General features: G+C 63.2%; 16 protein-coding genes. 10 read left to right on the forward strand and 6 right to left on the reverse strand.

What is annotated here, in order from left to right; genetic code table 11:
* The first annotated feature begins 96 nt into the window (after window positions 1-96).
* From AC24R4_RS05265 to AC24R4_RS05285, 5 genes are read left to right on the forward strand one after another with little or no spacing between them, the layout of a single operon-like run.
* Window positions 97-1,656, forward strand: a complete 1,560-nt coding sequence (locus AC24R4_RS05265) for a glycosyltransferase family 2 protein (RefSeq protein WP_487522436.1) — start codon at window positions 97-99, stop codon at window positions 1,654-1,656.
* 2 nt (window positions 1,657-1,658) lie between these two features.
* Window positions 1,659-2,756: a bactofilin family protein gene (locus AC24R4_RS05270; RefSeq protein WP_487522437.1), complete on the forward strand. Its 1,098-nt coding sequence runs from the start codon at window positions 1,659-1,661 to the stop codon at window positions 2,754-2,756.
* A 14-nt stretch (window positions 2,757-2,770) separates the two neighbouring features.
* Window positions 2,771-3,775, forward strand: a complete 1,005-nt coding sequence (locus AC24R4_RS05275; protein ID WP_487522438.1) for a hypothetical protein — start codon at window positions 2,771-2,773, stop codon at window positions 3,773-3,775.
* 21 nt (window positions 3,776-3,796) lie between these two features.
* The gene (locus tag AC24R4_RS05280; RefSeq protein WP_487522439.1) at window positions 3,797-4,645 is read left to right on the forward strand and encodes a YaiO family outer membrane beta-barrel protein; all 849 of its coding nucleotides are present in this window, start codon (window positions 3,797-3,799) and stop codon (window positions 4,643-4,645) included.
* 3 nt (window positions 4,646-4,648) lie between these two features.
* A complete protein-coding gene (locus AC24R4_RS05285) occupies window positions 4,649-5,455 on the forward strand; it encodes a hypothetical protein (RefSeq protein ID WP_487522440.1) in 807 nt (268 codons plus the stop codon).
* Window positions 5,456-5,475: 20 nt separating this feature from the next.
* On the opposite strand, the gene AC24R4_RS05290 is transcribed toward AC24R4_RS05285, so the two are convergent.
* Genes AC24R4_RS05290 through AC24R4_RS05300 form a run of 3 tightly spaced genes read right to left on the reverse strand, consistent with a single transcriptional unit; the run spans window position 5,476 to window position 11,008 of the window.
* Window positions 5,476-6,831 carry a TolC family outer membrane protein gene (locus tag AC24R4_RS05290; protein WP_400393261.1) on the reverse strand — a complete coding sequence of 452 codons (1,356 nt, stop codon included), beginning with the start codon at window positions 6,829-6,831 and terminating at the stop codon, window positions 5,476-5,478.
* A gap of 29 nt (window positions 6,832-6,860) precedes the next feature.
* Complete coding sequence (locus AC24R4_RS05295) at window positions 6,861-9,914, reverse strand: efflux RND transporter permease subunit (protein ID WP_400393263.1); 3,054 nt, start codon at window positions 9,912-9,914, stop codon at window positions 6,861-6,863.
* Complete coding sequence (locus AC24R4_RS05300; RefSeq protein WP_400393265.1) at window positions 9,911-11,008, reverse strand: efflux RND transporter periplasmic adaptor subunit; 1,098 nt, start codon at window positions 11,006-11,008, stop codon at window positions 9,911-9,913. Before AC24R4_RS05300 ends, AC24R4_RS05295 begins: the two co-directional genes overlap by 4 nt.
* A gap of 402 nt (window positions 11,009-11,410) precedes the next feature.
* Between AC24R4_RS05300 and AC24R4_RS05305 the strand changes: the two genes are divergently transcribed.
* Window positions 11,411-12,046: a TetR/AcrR family transcriptional regulator gene (locus tag AC24R4_RS05305; RefSeq protein ID WP_487522441.1), complete on the forward strand. Its 636-nt coding sequence runs from the start codon at window positions 11,411-11,413 to the stop codon at window positions 12,044-12,046.
* Here the strand turns inward: AC24R4_RS05305 and AC24R4_RS05310 are convergent.
* On the reverse strand, window positions 12,043-12,750 hold the full coding sequence (locus tag AC24R4_RS05310; RefSeq protein ID WP_400393277.1) for a TetR/AcrR family transcriptional regulator: 708 nt from the start codon (window positions 12,748-12,750) through the stop codon (window positions 12,043-12,045). The genes AC24R4_RS05305 and AC24R4_RS05310 overlap by 4 nt on opposite strands.
* 169 nt (window positions 12,751-12,919) lie before the next feature.
* Between AC24R4_RS05310 and AC24R4_RS05315 the strand changes: the two genes are divergently transcribed.
* From AC24R4_RS05315 to AC24R4_RS05330, 4 genes are read left to right on the forward strand one after another with little or no spacing between them, the layout of a single operon-like run.
* On the forward strand, window positions 12,920-13,600 hold the full coding sequence (locus tag AC24R4_RS05315) for a paraquat-inducible protein A (protein WP_487522442.1): 681 nt from the start codon (window positions 12,920-12,922) through the stop codon (window positions 13,598-13,600).
* Window positions 13,597-14,259, forward strand: coding sequence for a paraquat-inducible protein A (locus AC24R4_RS05320; RefSeq protein WP_400393271.1), 663 nt, complete (start codon window positions 13,597-13,599; stop codon window positions 14,257-14,259). The genes AC24R4_RS05315 and AC24R4_RS05320 overlap by 4 nt, the downstream gene beginning before the upstream one ends.
* On the forward strand, window positions 14,256-15,890 hold the full coding sequence (locus AC24R4_RS05325; protein WP_400393273.1) for a PqiB family protein: 1,635 nt from the start codon (window positions 14,256-14,258) through the stop codon (window positions 15,888-15,890). The genes AC24R4_RS05320 and AC24R4_RS05325 overlap by 4 nt, the downstream gene beginning before the upstream one ends.
* On the forward strand, window positions 15,887-16,492 hold the full coding sequence (locus AC24R4_RS05330) for a PqiC family protein (protein ID WP_400393275.1): 606 nt from the start codon (window positions 15,887-15,889) through the stop codon (window positions 16,490-16,492). The genes AC24R4_RS05325 and AC24R4_RS05330 overlap by 4 nt, the downstream gene beginning before the upstream one ends.
* A gap of 24 nt (window positions 16,493-16,516) precedes the next feature.
* Here the strand turns inward: AC24R4_RS05330 and AC24R4_RS05335 are convergent, their stop codons facing one another.
* On the reverse strand, window positions 16,517-16,822 hold the full coding sequence (locus AC24R4_RS05335) for a 3-phosphoglycerate dehydrogenase (RefSeq protein ID WP_487522443.1): 306 nt from the start codon (window positions 16,820-16,822) through the stop codon (window positions 16,517-16,519).
* 27 nt (window positions 16,823-16,849) lie between these two features.
* Window positions 16,850-17,854, reverse strand: coding sequence for an SDR family oxidoreductase (locus AC24R4_RS05340; RefSeq protein WP_487522444.1), 1,005 nt, complete (start codon window positions 17,852-17,854; stop codon window positions 16,850-16,852).
* Between the last annotated feature and the right edge of the window lie 88 nt (window positions 17,855-17,942).

The following is a 17,942-nucleotide window of genomic DNA, read 5'->3' on the forward strand; positions in this document are numbered from 1 at the left end:
GCAATGGAAGCGGGGACGCGGCGCTGCAGAAGAACAGCACTACATGGGCCTTCGAGCATGCACCCTGGATATCGCCTGTTTTTGTCGATTGGCGTGATGCTGGTCATCACTGTTCCCATCTCCGGGGCGTTCGCAGCCGCCCCCAACCCTTACATCACAACGTTATCCATCCCGCCTGGGACTGCCGAGGGCGGCGTCCAGGGTGCCACCGATTCGCCTGGGCAACCTGCCGCTCGGGCCGCATCGGCAGACGCCGCGCTGAATCTCGCAGTGGTGCTGCCGGACACGCTCGACAACGATGACATGAACGGCTCGACCAAACGCACGTGGTCAAGCCCGCTGCCAACAAGCCCCGCACGCGAGGCCCCCGCAACAGCTGAAAAGCCGCGCGCGCAGGCGATCGTGCCGCCGCTGACGGTGCTGCTGATGGCGGTCATTGCCCTGGTGCTGTTCTACGCCGTAAGACACTACCTCTTCACCCTGAACCGGCTCTTCGGCTTTCAGCGACACCCGTACCTCGACATCGATATCGCGCAGTGGCCTACGTTGACCGTCATGGTCGCCGCGCACAATGAAGAGGCCGTGATAGCCGGTTCTCTGGCCTGCCTGCTGCATGCGGACTATCCCGCTGACAGGCTCGTCATCATGCCGGTCAACGATCGGTCCACCGATGGCACGCGCGAGATCATCGATGATCTGGTCGCGAAGCACCCCGGGCGCATCACACCGTTTCACCGCGCCGCCGGAAAGCCGGGCAAGGCTGCAGCGCTCAAGGATGCCAGCGAGGCGGTGACGAGCGACATCGTCGTGGTCTTCGATGCCGACTATCTGCCGCCGGTAGGGCTGCTGAAGCAGCTGGTGGCCCCTTTCTTCGATCCAGAGGTGGGTGCCACCATGGGCCGCGTGGTGCCGTTGAATGTGGGCGTGAACCTGCTGACGCGCCTGCTCGATCTGGAACGCTCGGGTGGCTATCAGGTCGACCAGCAAGCCCGCATGAACCTGCAGTTGGTCCCCCAGTACGGCGGCACCGTGGGCGGCGTGAGGATGCGGGCATTGCGCGCTGTCGGTGGCTGGCATGACGATGTACTGGCGGAAGACACCGACATCACCTATCGCCTGCTGCTGGCCAACTGGAAGACGGTCTACCAGAACTGGTCGGAGTGTTATGAGGAGGTGCCGGAGACCTGGCCGGTCCGCGTGCGGCAGATCCGGCGCTGGACCAAGGGCCACAATCAAGCGCTGTACCGCCACGGCGTCAGGATGGCGGCTTGCCGGCATCACGGCCTGTTCGAGAAGATCGATGGCGTGGCGCTGCTCGGCATCTATATGATGGCGCCGATCATGCTGTTTGGCTGGTTGCTGGCGATCCTGTTGTTCTATGCCGGGGGCTTGCCACTATTCGGCGAGGCGTTGATCCTGTTCGCGCTGATGTCCTACGGCACCTTGGGCAACTTTGCAGCGTTTTTCGAGATCGCCGCCGCGGTGCACCTCGACGGCACCCGCGAACGCATCCGGCTGTTGCCTCTGAACTATTTCGGCTTCCTGGTCAGCATGCTCGCCGTGTCGCGAGCGATTCTGGGTCAAATCGTCTTCGATCAGCTGTTACGTCGGGAACTGCGGTGGGACAAGACGTCCCGTTATCGCCCGAGGAACTGACTATGTGGCCTCTGCTGCTCGGTACGCTCACCATGCTCGTGTTTGCCCTGCCGCTGGTCCCGGCGGCGCTGGAATGGCGGCGGGCGCGCGACGTCCGGCCGCTGATGATCGACGGCGAACACACCCTCGATGTGACGAAAGTGGCGGCGGATTTTCGCGCACTGGTGGCGCGGCATGAAGCGGGTGACCGGCTGCACAGGCTCACGCGCACGGCCATGGCATTACGGCCGGTCGTTCACGTCACCGGTAGTTTCGTTCCGGCGCGGGCGGAGACGAATCTGGGCGTCTGCACGCGCACTGTCGTGACTGGCGGAACACTGACGCTGCCTGACGGTTTCACATTCTCGCGCGATATCTATGGGCGACGCGGCATTCATACAGGCCGCGAGAACCATCTCCAGGTTCTGCTTTCCGAGGGCGAGGTCGTGATACGCGATGGCAGCGAACTGCAGCGCTGGGCCCATGCGCGCAACATCCACGTCGAGCCGAACTGCCGGCTGCGCGGACCTTTGTCGGCGCACTATGCAATCCGCCTCGAAGAAGCCTGTGAGTTCACGTCAGTGAGCGCGGCGGTGGTCAGCTTCGGGCAGCGGCGTGCCGGGACGCCGCCCGATATCGACGATGCGACTGACGATGCCCGTGCCCGGGCGGCGCCCCCCCTGGAGGCCATTCCCGAAGCCGATGACGCGGAGCATGCGGATGGTCGCTGGCTGGTACCCCATGCCCTGACGCTTTCTGCCAACACTGTGCATCGTGGTGACCTGATCGTGCACGGCGAGCTTTGGATCGGCGCCGGCTCCTGCATCATGGGCAGCGTGAAATCGACCGGTGGCATCTGGCTGGGACCGGGCGTACGCATCCACGGCGCGCTTATCGCTGCCGGCGCGATCTTGTTGGAGCGCGAGTGTGTCATCGCCGGGCCGTTGGTCTCGGAGCAGGAAATCGATGTGGGCAGGCGCTGTGTGATTGGCGCCGCCGGCCGGCGCACGACCGTCGTCGCGCCGTTACTGCATATGCACGCTGGCTCGGTGGTCTATGGCGCGGCATCTGCGTTGGAGGAAGGCCGCGTCGTGCCAGAAGCCTCGGCTGGCGACGCGTGAACGACTGCAAAACCATGAAGACATTGATGGCTTTCATCTTGTTGATCGCCACGCTGGCGCATGCGCCGGCGGATGCGGGTGAACTGTCGCTCCAGGGGTACCAGCGTCCCGATGGCGCTATTACCACCTACTTTGGCGGCGACTCGATCGATCCCTATTTCGCGGCCAAGGCGCTGCTCGCCGCACAGGACGCTGGGGGGGCAATGCCGGCTGCGGCCAAACGCTGGATCGCCTGGCAGCTGCCGCGCCAGCACGCTGACGGCCGCTTCGACCGCTACTGCCTGAAGGCCGAGCGCTTTGTCGCGTGCCAGCCAGCCGATGCGGACGATGCCCTGATGGCCGTCTGGATGGAACTACTGGTCCGTCAAGCGCCATCCGAAGGCATGCCGCCAGCGTGGCAGGCCAGCTTCGACAAGGCTAGTGCGCATCTCGACACCCTGCGGGATGCCCAGTCCGGGGTGTACTACATTTCCTCCAGCCTGCATGTCGCCTTGCTGATGGACAACGCGGAGATCTCCAGCGCCTTCAAGGCGACCAGCGCCTATCGGCGGCGCCTGGGTGACACCGCGGGCGCCACGGAGTGGATGCGTAAGGCCGAGCAACTCGACAAGGACATCCTGCGTGTGTTCTGGCGGCCTGGGCAGGGTTATCTGGTGAGCACCCAGCCACGCGAACAGTATGAGTTTTATCCGGACGCTGTCGCACAGATCTTTCCCATTCTGTCTGATATTCGTCCGCCTAATCGACCGGATGCCTTGACGTACCGCCTCTGGATGAAAGAGCACCGGATGACCTGGCTGCAGATGTCCGAGGCGGATTTCCCCTGGGGGCTGGTGGCACTGGTCGCCGACAAGATGGAGGACAAGGAAGCGATTTCGTGCTGGCGCATCCGTTCCATCCAGTTCCGTCATGGCAAACACTGGAATGTTCTGGAAGAGGCGTTGTACCTGGCGTTCGTGGCGCGCTTGACCCCCGAACAGGCGCTGGCACCGCCTCCAGCCGGGTTGCGCTGTCGTTGAGGCAAGATCGAAAGGATACGCATGGCAAAGCTCTCGCATACCCGAATCCCGTTCTACGGCAAGCTTGTCCTGTCATGCCTGCTCGGCATGGCGATGCTGGCCGCCACCACGGAATCGCGCGCCCAGGCGGAAGCCAGCCCACCCCGAACCTTCGTGCCGTTACTCACGGGATTCATAGAAGGCGGACTAGGCCATGCCAACCTGACCAACAACAATTCGAGCTGGAACGACCAGTACGTGCGCGGCGGCGTCCACCTGACCCCGAAGGACTATGTGACCGGCGAAATCAGTCACCAGAACCATTTCGGCGACGCTGGCACGTTTTTCGGACTGGGCTATACGCGAATTTTCGATGACGACTGGTACGGCTTTTTAAGTGCCGGCACCAGCGCGGGCGGCTTCTTCCTGCCCCAGGTCCGTGTCGATGGCATGCTGTTCCGCAAACTGCTGGAAAAAAAGAACCTGGTCGCCAGTGCAGGCTTTACCTACTACCGCGCCAAGGAGGTCTATAACGACAAGACCTTGCTTCTTGGGCTGACCTACTACTTCGACGCCCCGTGGATCATCCAGCTCGGCGGGCGGCTGAACCGAAGCGACCCCGGCAACGTCCGTTCCAATCGGGGATCGATCGCTGTCACCTATGGCCGCGACAAAGACCAGTACATCACCTTGCGATACGACGGCGGGACCGAGGCCTACCAGATCACCGGCGCGCAGCAACTGCTCAGCGATTTCACCAGCCATGAAGTTTCCCTGAACTGGCGCAAATGGATCACCAAACGCTACGGCATCAATTTGCGGGCGGTCTATTACGAGAATCCGTCCTACAAACGCAAACAAGCAGAGATAGGTGTTTTCGCGGAGTTCTAGACCATGGCCCATCCCGCTGGACACACGCCCGCCACCCGCGATGCAAGCGATGCACTTGGCCTGACGATCCTGAGCCTGGCCAGGCATCGGTCACTGGACCGGCTAAGTTTGTCGGCGTGGACGATGACCGGCGTTTTCCTGTTGCCGGTGCTGTTCAATTCTGCCGAGTGGCTGCTGCGCGCCAAAATCAGCGAGATATGGACCGCAGTGCTCGCGTTCTGGATCGACAAGCTTGGCATGGACGGCGTCGTGATCGAACGCTTGACACGGGTGGCCTGGTTCGACTTCGACTTGCCTTATCTGAATGTCGCGGCGACACCGCCCGACGTGGCCATGTGGTCCGCAAACTTGCTGGCCACACTCATCGTGTGCATACTCGCGCTTCGCATGCCTGACCGGTTCCTGCCGCTGCGCTACTTTCTTCTGTTTGCCGTCTTCATTCAATGCACGGCGCTGCTGTTCTTCGCAGTGGCACCGACGGATTTCCCCTACTCGGTCAGCGAGTATGCCAACAACATGCTAAAGACCTCTGCCAGCTTCCTGTTCCTGCTGCCATGGGGGCATGCGCTCGTCTACTACATCTTCGACTTTTCCTGGCCGAAGAAGATATTCCTGACGCTGCTTACGCTTGTGTTTGTCATCGTGGCTGTGCCAATGCAGCTGGCACTGCATGTCTATGTGATGAAAACCGGGTCGCTGCTAATGATGCCGCTACTGTCGTTCGTGTTCGGGCCGACGATGATCGTCCTTGGATGCATGGCGTTGTATGGATGGGCAATGAGTTGGGATCGGGAGACGCCCCAGACATAGACGGGGCGTGGAGGTCCCGGTCAGGAAGCGAGCCAGCTGTTGAGCGAACGCAGGGTATCCTCGCTCAATTCTCCCGTCGCGGCGGCAAGGCGCAGACGGCCCAGCAGGTAGTCCAGCCGAGCCTGCACCACGTCCAGCTCCGCGGCGAACACGCGCTGCTGCGCGTCGAGCACGTCGGGTTCGGTGCGCGTGCCAACGTCCCGGCCAAGGATCGTCGCCGCCAGCGCGCTGCGCGCCGACGTCAACGACTGCTCGAGTGCGGCGATACGCGACACGCCAGTCTTCACGGACAGGAACCCGTCCTGCACGTTCAGGCGCACATCGCGCCGGGCCGCGGCAAGCTCCTGTTCCGCCTGGCTCCTCTTTGCAACGGACTCCCGCTCGCGCGAGTCCAGGCTCCCACCCGCGTACAGCGGAATGTTGACCTGCAACCCCACGGTCGCGGAACGCGTATTGGCAGCAACCCAGGGCGCCAGATTGCCGGTCTGCCCTTGCGTGTTGTAGCCCGCCACGAGCGAGACGGTCGGGCGACTGGCAAGCCGGTACTTGTCGATCTCTGCGCCGGCAATGTCCAGTTCCGACTGTCGCGTCTTGACGAGGAAGCTCTGTTCTTCCCCCTTGGCCTGCCACGCCGCAAGATTGTCCGGCTCCGGCGGCCGGGGCGCAAACCGGGCAGCGAGCCCGCTCAGTTGATCGGGCGACGTGCCAACGATCTCCTGGAAGCGCGTGCGACGCTGCTCCAGTGCCGATTGCGCCGTCACTTCGCGGCTCTCCACACCGTCCAGGCGCGCCTGAGCTTCATGTAGATCGGTGATCTTGCCCTGCCCGATGTCGAAGCGCGCCTTGGCGCGATCGCGCTGCTGCCGCAAGGCGGCCTTCTCGGCCTGTACCACGCGCAGCGTCTCCTCGCCCAGCACCACGCCGAAGTACGCTTCTGCTACCCGCAGGGCAAGATCCTGGCGCGACTGCCCGAACTGTGTTTGCGCCAGGTTCGTCTGCTCCCGCAATTGCTTCTTCGTCGCCACCGCACCCCGGTCGTAGATCGGCTGCACCAGCACCACGCCGGCCTGCCGCACAGTGCCCGAAGTATTGGGCGAGATAAGCGACGCCCCATCGTCAGTGGCCGAAGAATGGACGACAGTACGGCCCACGCCACCTTGCAGCCTCAGGCTGGGCAGCAGCAGGGCCCTGCCCTGCACGGCCTTCTCTTGCCCCGCCGTGAGCGCATCGTTCGCGGCAAGGGTCGACGGATCATGCGCCAATGCCTGCTCGTAGGCGCCCACGAGGTCGATCGCGCCCGACTCCCCGGCGCTCAGGAACAGCATGCAGCCCAGCGCCACCTGCCCGGCCCGCAAGGCCATATTGAATCGCTTCATCACAATCACTCTCAACGTCAGATTCGCGATCAGACGGTCGCGGGGCGCTTTGCCCGGTACCACGTCGCGTACAGGGCAGGCAGGAACACGAGCGTCAGCACCGTGGCCACGGCGAGGCCGCCCATGATTGCCCACGCCATGGGGCCCCAGAACACCGAATGGGTCAGCGGCACCATCGCCAGGATGGCCGCCAGTGCCGTCAGCACGATCGGACGCAACCGCCGCACCGCCGACTCGACAATGGCCGTCCACAACGGCACGCCTGCACGCACGTCCTCGTCGATCTGCACGACCAAGATCACCGAGTTGCGGATGATCATGCCGGCCAGCGCGATGACACCGAGCATTGCAACGAAGCCGAACGGAATCCGGAAGGTGGCCAGCACCACGCTCACACCGATCAGGCCGAGCGGCGCGGTCATCAGGACAATTGCCATCTTCTTCATGTCCTGCAACTGGATCATCAGCAGCACCAGCACGGCGATGATGGTCCACGGCATCACCGCAAACACTGAACGCTGGGCTTTCGCGCTCGATTCCGATGCACCGCCGATGTCGATGCCATAGCCGAGCGGCAGGTCCTTCTGGAGAGCCTCGATCCGGGGCAGCAGCGCGCCGGTGACGTCGGGTGCCTGCGCGCCCGCGATGTCAGCACGGACAGTCATCGTCGGCACGCGATTGCGTCGCCACAGTTCCCCATCTTCACTGGCAAGGGTGAGACGGGCCACCTGCGATACCGGCACGAACTTCCCGTCACGTACATAGATCCTGGCGTCCTTCAGGTTGTTCAGGTCGGTACGCTCCGCCGCAACGAGGCGCGACACGATGTCGATACCCTGGTCTTCTTCCCGGAACTGTGTGATCGGCGTACCGGAAATCGACGCCTCGAGTGCCTGCTTGATCTGGGCGGACGTAATGCCAAGTGCACGCGCCTTGTCCTGATCGACGTCTACCTGGACGCGCTTGATGCGCTCGCTCCAGTCCTGGTTCACCTGACGCACATGCGGCTCCTCGCGCATGATCGCTGCTACCTTGTCGCCGATAGCCCGGACCTTGTCGTTGTCCTGGCCATAGACCCGGAATTGCACTGGATAACCAACGGGCGGACCATTCTCCAGGCGGTTGACCCGCCCACGTACGTTGGGAAACTTCTCCGCGAACAACTTCTCGAGCTTTTCCTTCGCGCGCTCACGCGCCTCGCCGCCCTTGGTCATCACCATCATTTCGCCAAGGTTCAGGTTCGGGGTCTGGGCATCGAGCGGCAGGTAGAAGCGCGGCGCGCCATTGCCCACGAAGCTCGTCACCGCGGCAATGTCCGGATCGCCCTTGAGCATCGCTTCAAGCTTCTGCACCTCGCGCTGACTCGCTTCGAACGTCGAAGCCTCGGGCATCCACATGTCCACGATCAGCTCGGCACGGTCCGACGCAGGAAAGAACTGCTGGGGCACTGCCTTGAACAGCATGAGCGCGCCGACGAACGCCGCAAGCGTGATGCCGAGCACCCAGACGCGTTGCCGCAAGCAGAAATCCATGAAGCGGCGGAATTTGACATAGAAGCCGCGCTGGTAGACCGCCTCCTCGTCATGCGAGGCGTGGGCATGCTCCTTCAACAGCTTGAACCCGATATACGGGGTAAACAGCACGGCCACCAGCCAGGACAACAGCAGCGAGATTCCCACCACCTGAAACAACGAATACACATACTCGCCGGTGCCGGACTTTGCGAAGCCGACCGGTAGAAAGCCCGCCGCCGTGATCAGCGTGCCGGTAAGCATCGGGAACGCAGTGGCCGTGTAGGCGTAGGTGGCCGCGCGGAACTTGTCCCAGCCCTGCTCAAGCTTCAGCGCCATCATTTCGACGGCAATGATGGCGTCGTCCACCAGCAAGCCAAGCGCGATAATCAGCGCACCGAGCGAGATGCGTTGCAGGTCGATCCCCATCACGTACATGGCCAGGAATGTCATGGCCAGCACCAGCGGTATGCTCAGCGCAACCACCAGCCCGGTCCGCAGGCCCAGCGACAGGAAACTCACGACGAGCACGATGACCACTGCCTCGGCGAGGCTCTTCCTGAATTCGAAGACGGAATGCTCGACGATGCGTGGCTGATCGCTGACTGCATGAATCTGCACGCCGACCGGCAAGGTGGCCTCGATGCGCTTGACCGTTTCATCGAGCTTCGCGCCAAGTCGGATCACGTCGCCGCCCTTGCGCATGCTCACTGCAAGGCCGATGGCCTCGTTGCCGTTGAAGCGCATCCGCGAAGTGGCCGGCTCGACAAAACCGCGACGGACATCGGCGATATCGCCCAGCCGGAAGGTACGCTGGCCGGCGCGGATGCCGATGGCGCGAATGCCCTCTACGGAGTCAAACTCGCCGCTCACGTCCAGCCGTACTCGTTCGGCGCTGGTCTGCACCGTGCCGCCCGACGACACTACGTTAGTCTGAGCGAGGGTCTGGGCAATCAGGGCCGGATCGATCCCGAGAGACGCAAGCTTGGCAGTGGAAACTTCCACATAGATCTTTTGCTCCTGCTTGCCCACGAGATCGACCTTGTTGACATCGTCAACACGAAGGAACTCGTTGCGCGCCGCATCGGCGATCCGCCTCAGGTCGTCATAGTTGAATCCGTCGCCAGTGATGGCATACAGATTGCCGAACGTGTCACCGAACTCGTCATTGAAGAACGGCCCTTGCGTGCCCTGCGGCAGGGTATGGCGGATGTCACCAAGCTTCTTGCGAACCTGATACCACACATCCGGCACGGCGGATCGCGGAACGTCTTCGCGCAGGTTGACCTTGATCTGCGCCTCACCCGGCTTGACGTAGGTGGACGTATAGTCAATCTCCGCGACCTCCTGCAACTTGCGCTCGAGCTTGTCGGCCACCTGGTCGGCCATCTGCTGCGCGGAGCTTCCCGGCCAGTAGGCCTGCACCACCATGGTCTTGATCGTGAACTCGGGGTCTTCCTTCTGGCCAAGGCTGCCGTATGTCAGCACGCCGGCCACGGACAACAGCAACAGCAGGAACGCGATCATCTGCGGGTGTTTAAGCGCCCATTCGGACAGATTGACACCTTTCACTTCGAACCTCCCGCCTGGGCGACGGTCATCGCTTCCGCCACCTTCACCTGCTGGCCGGGCTGCAGCATGTGCACGCCGGCGGTCACCACCGTCTCGCCGCCCGCGAGGCCCGCCGCCACAATGACGCTGTCGTTCTGAGCCGCACCGAGCTTCACTTCACGGGACATCACGCGCGACGTCTTGGAGTCCACCACCCACACGTGCCGGCTGCGCTCGTGATCGACGATGGCGGTCAGCGGCACGCGAACCGCGCCACTGCCGTCCACGTCGGGAACCATGACGGATGCGGTCATGCCCAGCCGCAGGAGGCTGGGGTCGGCGTCCGCTTCCAGGATCGAAATGCGCGCCGAGTAAGTGCGCGTGACACTGTCAGCATCCGGCGCCAGCTCGCGAAGCTTGCCGCTCCAGGACTTTTCCGGATGCGCCCACACCGTGATCGCGAGCTTCTGGGCCTTGCGTAGTTCATCGACGCGCGACTCGGGAATGCTGATCGACACTTCGCGCTCGCCGTCGGCCGCAACGGTGACGATCGACTGGCCGGCCGAGACGACCTGGCCGGCTTCGGCGTTGATGGCGCTGACCACCCCGTCGCGGTCAGCCACGAGTGTCGTGAATCCGCGCATGTTGGCGTTCAGTTGCTGGCGCGCCTGCGCCGAGCGAAGCTGGGCTTCGGCCTGGCTCAACGCCAGGCGCTGCTGGTCCAGTTCAGCCTGCGAAGCAAAGTTCTGTGCCAGCAGTTGTTCGGTGCGCTTTACGTCCACCCGGGCCTGGGCTACCCGGCTTCTCGCAGCGTCCGCATCCGCGCCGGCCGCGGCAACCTGCAAGGCTTCCTGGGTGGGATCGAGCTGCAGCAACGGCTGCCCGCGCTTGACATGGCTGCCCACTTCCACCATCCGGGCAACGATCTTCCCCGCCGTCCGGAAGCCCAGCTGGCTTTCGTAACGCGCACGGATTTCTCCCGAATAGTTGGCGCCGATGGTGCCGCTGCTACGCCCTACGACGACGGTCCGCACCGGCCGCACGTCCGACTGTTCGGACGCAGGTTTCTCTGTGCACGCCGCCAGCAAGCTCGCCGCCGCGATGATGGTGAGCATTACTGCTCGATGCTTCCTGTTCAATTTCTACGCTCCAGTAGGTCCGTCACTCGCCTGCGAGTCATCTGCGGTTCGCGCCACCGAGCCAATACAAAGGGCTCGTTCCGGGGCGTCAGTGACAGCAGGTCTGTTTGGGCATCCGCCCTTCCCCAGAGCGCGAAATATACCTCATAATGACGCGGTAGTCAGACTGATGTTTAATTTATTTTGTATGTGTGGCCGGAGCAACCTCGCGGGGCACAAGCCTATGCGGCGAAGAAGGCGCATGGCCATGCGTATCCGATTCCCCTGAAAGGAGAGAACCGATCAATGAGAGCGATAGAGCAGGGATTTTCCGCAGCGGGCGAGATGTGGGAGGCGACCGATCATCGTCAGCGCGTTGCGGCCAAACGGAGGCAGCGCATGCGCGCGCTGCTATTGAGCAGTACGTTGCGCTTGCTGGTGGAGAACCGCGACCCTTCGCCTTCGATCGATGACATCATCTGCGCGGCGCAGGTGTCGCGTGGAACGTTCTACAAGTACTTTCCGTCGTCCGAAGCGATCATGCGCGAGCTGATAGGGAGGGTGGCCGAGCAGTGGGTACGTGCCGCAGACCCCGTCGTCAGGAGCCATGACGATCCTGCCGAACACATCTCCCGCGGCATACGGCTGGCGTCGATGCTGGCGGTACGCCAGCCGGGTGTGGCCGGCATTCTGGGACGCTTTGGATGGTCGGGTTACCAGGCGCCGAGCATGCTGGAATTCGTGCGCCGGGACCTGGAGGATGGGGTGCGCCGCAATCGTTTCACGCCCATGCCGCTCACGCTGGCGTTCAATATTGTTACCGGCGCCGCAATGAGCGCGATGCACCGCATGCTGGAGAGCGGATGCAAGGATGATTTTTCCGAACTGGCGGCTGCCGTGGCATTGCGCGCCTTGGGCGTGGAGAGTACTACGGCCGACGCCATATCCAGTTCGCCGCTCAACGCCAACATCGTGCTTTTCGAGGACATGCTCGAAGCCGCGATGCTCGACGCGTCACAGGCGCGGCATGGCTAACTGGAGGCGTCGGCGAGGGCGGCGAGCTTCTGCTGCGCCGTCTTGAGCAGCGATTCCGGCGGCGCGACAAGTTTTGGCAGGGGCGCCGCGATCAACTTTGCGGCGCCGGCCGCCGATACACCGAGCGATCTCAACACCGCACGAACGATGCGTTCCGGGTAGTCCTTGGCCGTTCTGCCATTCGCAATACGCTGGACGGCGATGAGCGCAGCGCCCGTCGCCATGTCCACCCCAACGTCGGCGGCATCCTCGTCGAACGTGCCGCGCTTCACGCCCTCCTTGATATCGGCTGGCAGATGTTCGTATATCGCGCTCTTCTTTCCCACGAGACTGAAACTCGTAGCGGCAAGGAAGCGGGCGACAACGGGATAGGCTCGCACCAGGTGCAGATACAGCCGGCCGGCGGTAGCGAAACGCAGCGCCGGATCGTCGACCTCCGCCAAGACGCCCTCGATCATTTGCACCATGTCGTGACTGAGCGCGTCGCTGACGGCCGCCAGCAGATCATCGTTGGTGCGGAAGTAGTTATAGAAGGAACCCTGCGAGACACCGGCCGCCGCGATCACCTCCGGGATCACGCTGGAACCCATGCCCCGCTGCGCGAAGACGATCATCGCGCTCTCGATGAGCCGCCTGCGCATGCGCGCACGCCGTTCAGCGGCAACACGCGGGCGATGGTCTTGGAATTCGGGATCGGCGGGCATCTTCAGCAAGAGGAGCTTATGTGACGGGCGATTATGGCACAGCGCAAGACGGGCATCCTGCACGCCAACCGCTCGCCACCATAATTTGTAAAATAGTGAACGTCATCATGACATATTAGTCATTATGTAGCAGAATGCCGGACTTCATCACCTGTTCCGGGCCCCCTCCGTGCGTCACCCTCAGTTGCCTCCGCTGCCTCCAAGTCAAGATCCGGATCGGCTGATCGCATGCGAGCATTGCGACGCACTCCATGTCCGCACGGCACTGGGCGACGCTGAACGGGCCGTTTGCCTGCGCTGCGGTACGGAGCTGTACCGCAACAGCACGGGGGCCTACCGCCGCCTGCTGCCGCTCGTCGTGACCGCGGTGATTCTGTTTCTCATCTCGAACATGTACCCGATCGTCGCCATGGACCTCAAGGGCACGCGCGTCGAGACCACCCTATGGGGCGCGATACAGGCCCTCCACGCCGACGATATGACGCTAGTGGCCGTGCTCGTGTTCGTCACGACGCTCCTGGTGCCCCTGGGCGAGCTGCTCATGATGGGCTTTGTGCTCCTGCCGATGGCCCGGCGCCGCATGCCTCGTGCGTTCCACCACATCGCACGCGCCATTCTGCTGACCCGCCCATGGGGCATGATCGAGGTGTTCATGATCGGCGTGCTGGTCACGCTGGTGAAACTATTGACCGTCGCGCAGGTAATGCCGGGCGTTTCGCTCTGGTCGTTCGGCGCATTGGTGGTAGTGCTTGCCGCCATCCTGTCGTTTCCTCCGCGCGACCTCTGGCACCAGCCCGATGCGCGAAGCGGGAATGGCGCGCGGGCCGTCCCCACGGATACCGCATCATGAACGCAGACCGCTTGTGTTACCCCACGGCGACCGGGCAGGGCCTGCTGGCTTGTCATGCCTGCGACCTCCTCAGCCCGCTGACGCTGCAAGGCGCGCCCTGCCCGCGCTGCGGCGCCACGTTGCATCGTCGCAAGCCAGCCAGCATGGCACGCGCCTGGGCCTTCCTGCTCTCCGCCTACCTGCTCTATATCCCGGCCAATCTGCTGCCGATCATGGTGACGCAGTCGATCTTTGGCACCCAGCACGACACGATCCTGTCGGGCGTGATCTACCTGTGGCTTTCGGGCTCTCACATGCTCTTTTTGGTCGTGCTGATTGCCAGCGTTGTCGTGCCGCTGCTCAAGATGATGATCCTGACGCTGCTGTTGCTGACGGTGCGCCGCCGCTCGACCTGGCGCCTTCGCGAGCAGACCCGGCTCTATACGGTGGTCGAAGTCATTGGACGATGGTCCATGCTCGATGTCTTCGTCGTCGCATTGCTCGCCTCGCTGGTGCGGGCCGGGTCGCTGGCCACCATTACACCAGGCGCCGGAGCCCTGGCGTTCGCCTCGGTCGTCGTGCTCACCATGCTCGCCTCACTATGCTTCGATCCCCGGCTGCTGTGGGACAGCCTGGATGCGCCCGCCTCGCCCACTCGATTTCTCGGTAGTCAATCATGACGGAACACTTTGATCCCGCCGCGCCACCAGCCATACCGGAGCCGGTCCGCAAGCCGCCCGCGCGGTGGCTGCCTTCGCTGGTCTGGCTGATACCCATCGTGGCGGCGGTGGTCGGCCTCTCGCTGCTCGTCAGCACACTTGCATCGCGCGGGCCGGAGATCACGGTCACCTTCCGCACCGCAGAAGGCCTGACGCCCGGCAAAACCCCCGTCCGATACAAGGACGTCGATATCGGCCTGGTCAAAACGGCCCGGCTGGCGGCGGACCGCTCGCACGTGATCGCGACGATTGCCCTGACCAAGGATGCAAAGAGCTTCGCCGTGGCCGATTCGCGTTTCTGGGTGGTACGGCCGCGATTTGCCCTCAGCGGCGTGTCGGGGCTCGAGACGCTGCTATCCGGCGCCTATATCGGGGTCGATGCAGGCAAATCTGCTGACACGAAGCACAGCTTCACCGGACTCGAAGTGCCGCCCGTGATCACCACCGATGCGTCGGGCAGGCAGTTTGTGTTGCACGCACAAGACCTCGGCTCTCTCGACGTGGGGTCTCCTGTCTACTACCGTCGCGTCCCGGTCGGCCATGTCGTGTCCTACCAGCTCGATCCCAACGGTCGCGACATCACATTGCGAGTGTTCGTCGACAAACCCTATGACAGGCTTGTCTCCGCCGATACGCGCTTCTGGCACGCCAGCGGCGTTGACCTCAAGCTCGACGCCAACGGGTTGAAGCTGTCCACGCAGTCCCTTGTCACCGTGATGCTCGGCGGCGTGGCGTTCCAGGCGCCGGAGCACTCCACTGCGCACACCGCGGCCGCGGAGAACACCGAATTCCTGCTGGCTGCTGACCAGTCCGAAGCCATGAAGGAGCCGGAGGAGCTTGCTCCCGCGCTGGCAGTGCTCAATTTCGACCAGTCTGTGCGGGGCCTGTCGCCGGGAGCGCCCATCGATTTCCGAGGCGTGACTGTCGGACAGGTGCGTTCGATCGGCATCGAATACCAGCGCGACAGGAAGGCCTTCCGGATGCCCGTGGTCGTGGAACTCTATCCTTCCCGCATGGGTCTGCGCGATCAGGACGTGGCCGACGATACGCGCAAGCTCGCCATCGTGCATAGCCTGGTACAGCGCGGCATGCGTGCGCAACTGCGCACTGGAAACCTGCTGACCGGCCAGCTATACGTAGCCCTCGACTTCTTTCCAAAGGCGCCTCTACCGGATGAGATCGACCTGAACGCGTCGCCGCCGCAACTCCCCACCACGCCAGGGACCTTCGACGAACTGCAAGCCAAGCTTGGTGACATCGTGACCAAGATCGGCAAAGTCCCGTTCGACCAGATCGGACAGGACGCGCGCACGGCGATGGTGTCGATGAACAAGATGCTGGTCAACGCAGACAAGCTCGTGGCGCAGGTCAATGGCGACGTGGCCCCGCAGGTGCTTGCGGCGCTGCAGGACGCGCGCCGCACGCTAGCCACGGCCAATGGCGCGCTGGCGCCCGACGCGTCCCTGCAGCAGGACACCCGCCGGATGATGCAGGAACTCACGCGGGCTGCCGCTTCGCTGCGCACGCTCACAGACTATCTCGAGCGGCATCCGGAAGCGCTCTTGCAGGGGAAGAGGGAAGAGAAACCATGACACGTTCCAGCATACTGATTCCGCTGGTCATCGCGGCTACAGTCATGATCAACGGTTGCGCGTCGCCCGAGCCGCGCTATTACACATTGGCGGCACGTTCATCCGACACAGCAAGGGCCGCACCGGGAAGCGCTGGCCGTACATCCGAGCCGCGATGGATCGAGGTCAGGCCAGTGCGTGTCCCCGAGCGCCTGAATCGCGCTCAGTTGGTGGTGAGCGACGGCGCTGACGGTGGCGTCAAGTTGCTAGACACATCTCGCTGGATGTCTCCATTGCCGGACGAGCTTCGCGATGCACTGTCGCAGCAGTTGCAGTCTCGTCTTGATGCGGTCGATATCTACCAGCAGGGCCTGCCCGCCACCCAGGCAGCCGTGCGCGTGACCGCCGAGGTGGTCATCCTCGACGCCGCTTTGGGAAAGCAGGCCGCAGCAACCATCGCCTGGACCGTGAAGCGTCTGCCAGACGGCAAGGTCCTGAGTGGCCGTACCGAAACCGAGATGCCAGCACCCGGGCAGGTGGATGGCGTGGTGAGTGCCTATCGGCGAATCCTTGCCGCAACGGCGGCCGACATAACAGCCAGCGTGCTGGCCCTTGAGCGATAGACAACAAGGGGTAAGTCTGCCGCCCTACGCTTGAGGATCGCCACCGCAGGCCCTCGTATGAGGAGGCCTGCCCCGACTGATTCGCAAATGGGCGGCGCCGGCCTCGCTGACTTTCACCTCGGCGCCGCCGGGTGAATGGATGCGTGTCAGATAACCTCGCGCGTTGGCTTCTTCCCAAACCGGCAGGCGAGGGCACGAGGTACGCCAGGCTTCGATGACCTCGATGTAAGGTCGCGCGTTGGGTCCAATCCATTCCAGAAGATCGAGGACAAGCGACTCCACGGTATCGTATGGGTCCGTTTCGGCGTGACGGAATCGCAGATTGGTCATGGCGGCGCTCCAGTTCCAACTCAGCCGCTACCAGTATAGGTTCAGGAAGAGGACATTCTGATCCGGCGCTTCGAGGCACCCCATGCCGTGCAACGTCGCCTCAATGGCACGATCGAGCGACGTGTGTGGTTCCTCTCCGAGCACGGATAGCAGCTTGTCGTTGGTCATGCGCACCGGCTGCTGCCATAGGTAACGCATCTCGCGCATCTCGCGGAAAGTGGTGACGAAGGGCGAGGCGACACTGAGCAGCCACCACGGGAACGGGCGCAGCGTTGGCACACGGCCGCCATGACGAACCACGACGCGGCGAATGGCTTCAGCCATTTGCATGCCGTCCTCGTCCCAATGCCCTGCCATGTGGAATGCCGCAAACGGTTCCAGCGATTCGCGCCGCGCGAGCAGTTCCACCATCGTGCGCGCCACGTCGGGCAGATACGACCACTGATGCCCAATGCCCTTTCGGCCCGGGAGGCTGATGGCGGTAACGGCCCGGCCTGATTTGACCATTGCCTGGGAGAACCAGCTATTGCCAGGTTTCGGGCCAAAGAAGTCGCCCGCACGAACCACTATCGTACGCACGCCGCTGGCTGTGGCCAAACGCAGACGCCGTTCCAGCTCCACCCGGATGCCTCCCTTGCGCGTGAGCGGATGCTGGGGCGAGCCTTCATGCGGTTCCGGGAAGGCGTCCGGACCGAAGTTATAGACGGTACCGGGCAGCAAGATGGTGGCGCCTTGTATTGTCGCCGCGGCGATCGTGTTGTCGAGCATGGGCAGCACCAGTTCTGCCCAGCGGCGGTAACCCTGCGGATTCACCGCGTGCACGATTACCGAGCACCCCTGCGCGGCCGCCACGACATCGTCTCGACGCATTGCATCACCGGCGATCCAAGTGATGCCATCGTCAGTCGCGAGGGCGTGTTGGCTGCGCGTGAGCCCGCGCACGCGCCAGCCCGCGTCCCGAAGCTGCCGGGCGACTTCCCCACCGATGCCGCCTGTAGCACCAAGAACCAATGCTGCCTTGTCGGTTTGCATCTCGAATCTCCGTTGAACATGGGAGCATTTTCAATGCGCCGTCGTTATAATAAAATTGGCAAACATCGTATAGCTGATATACATTTTT

Source organism: Cupriavidus sp. CER-90 (assembly GCF_057652055.1).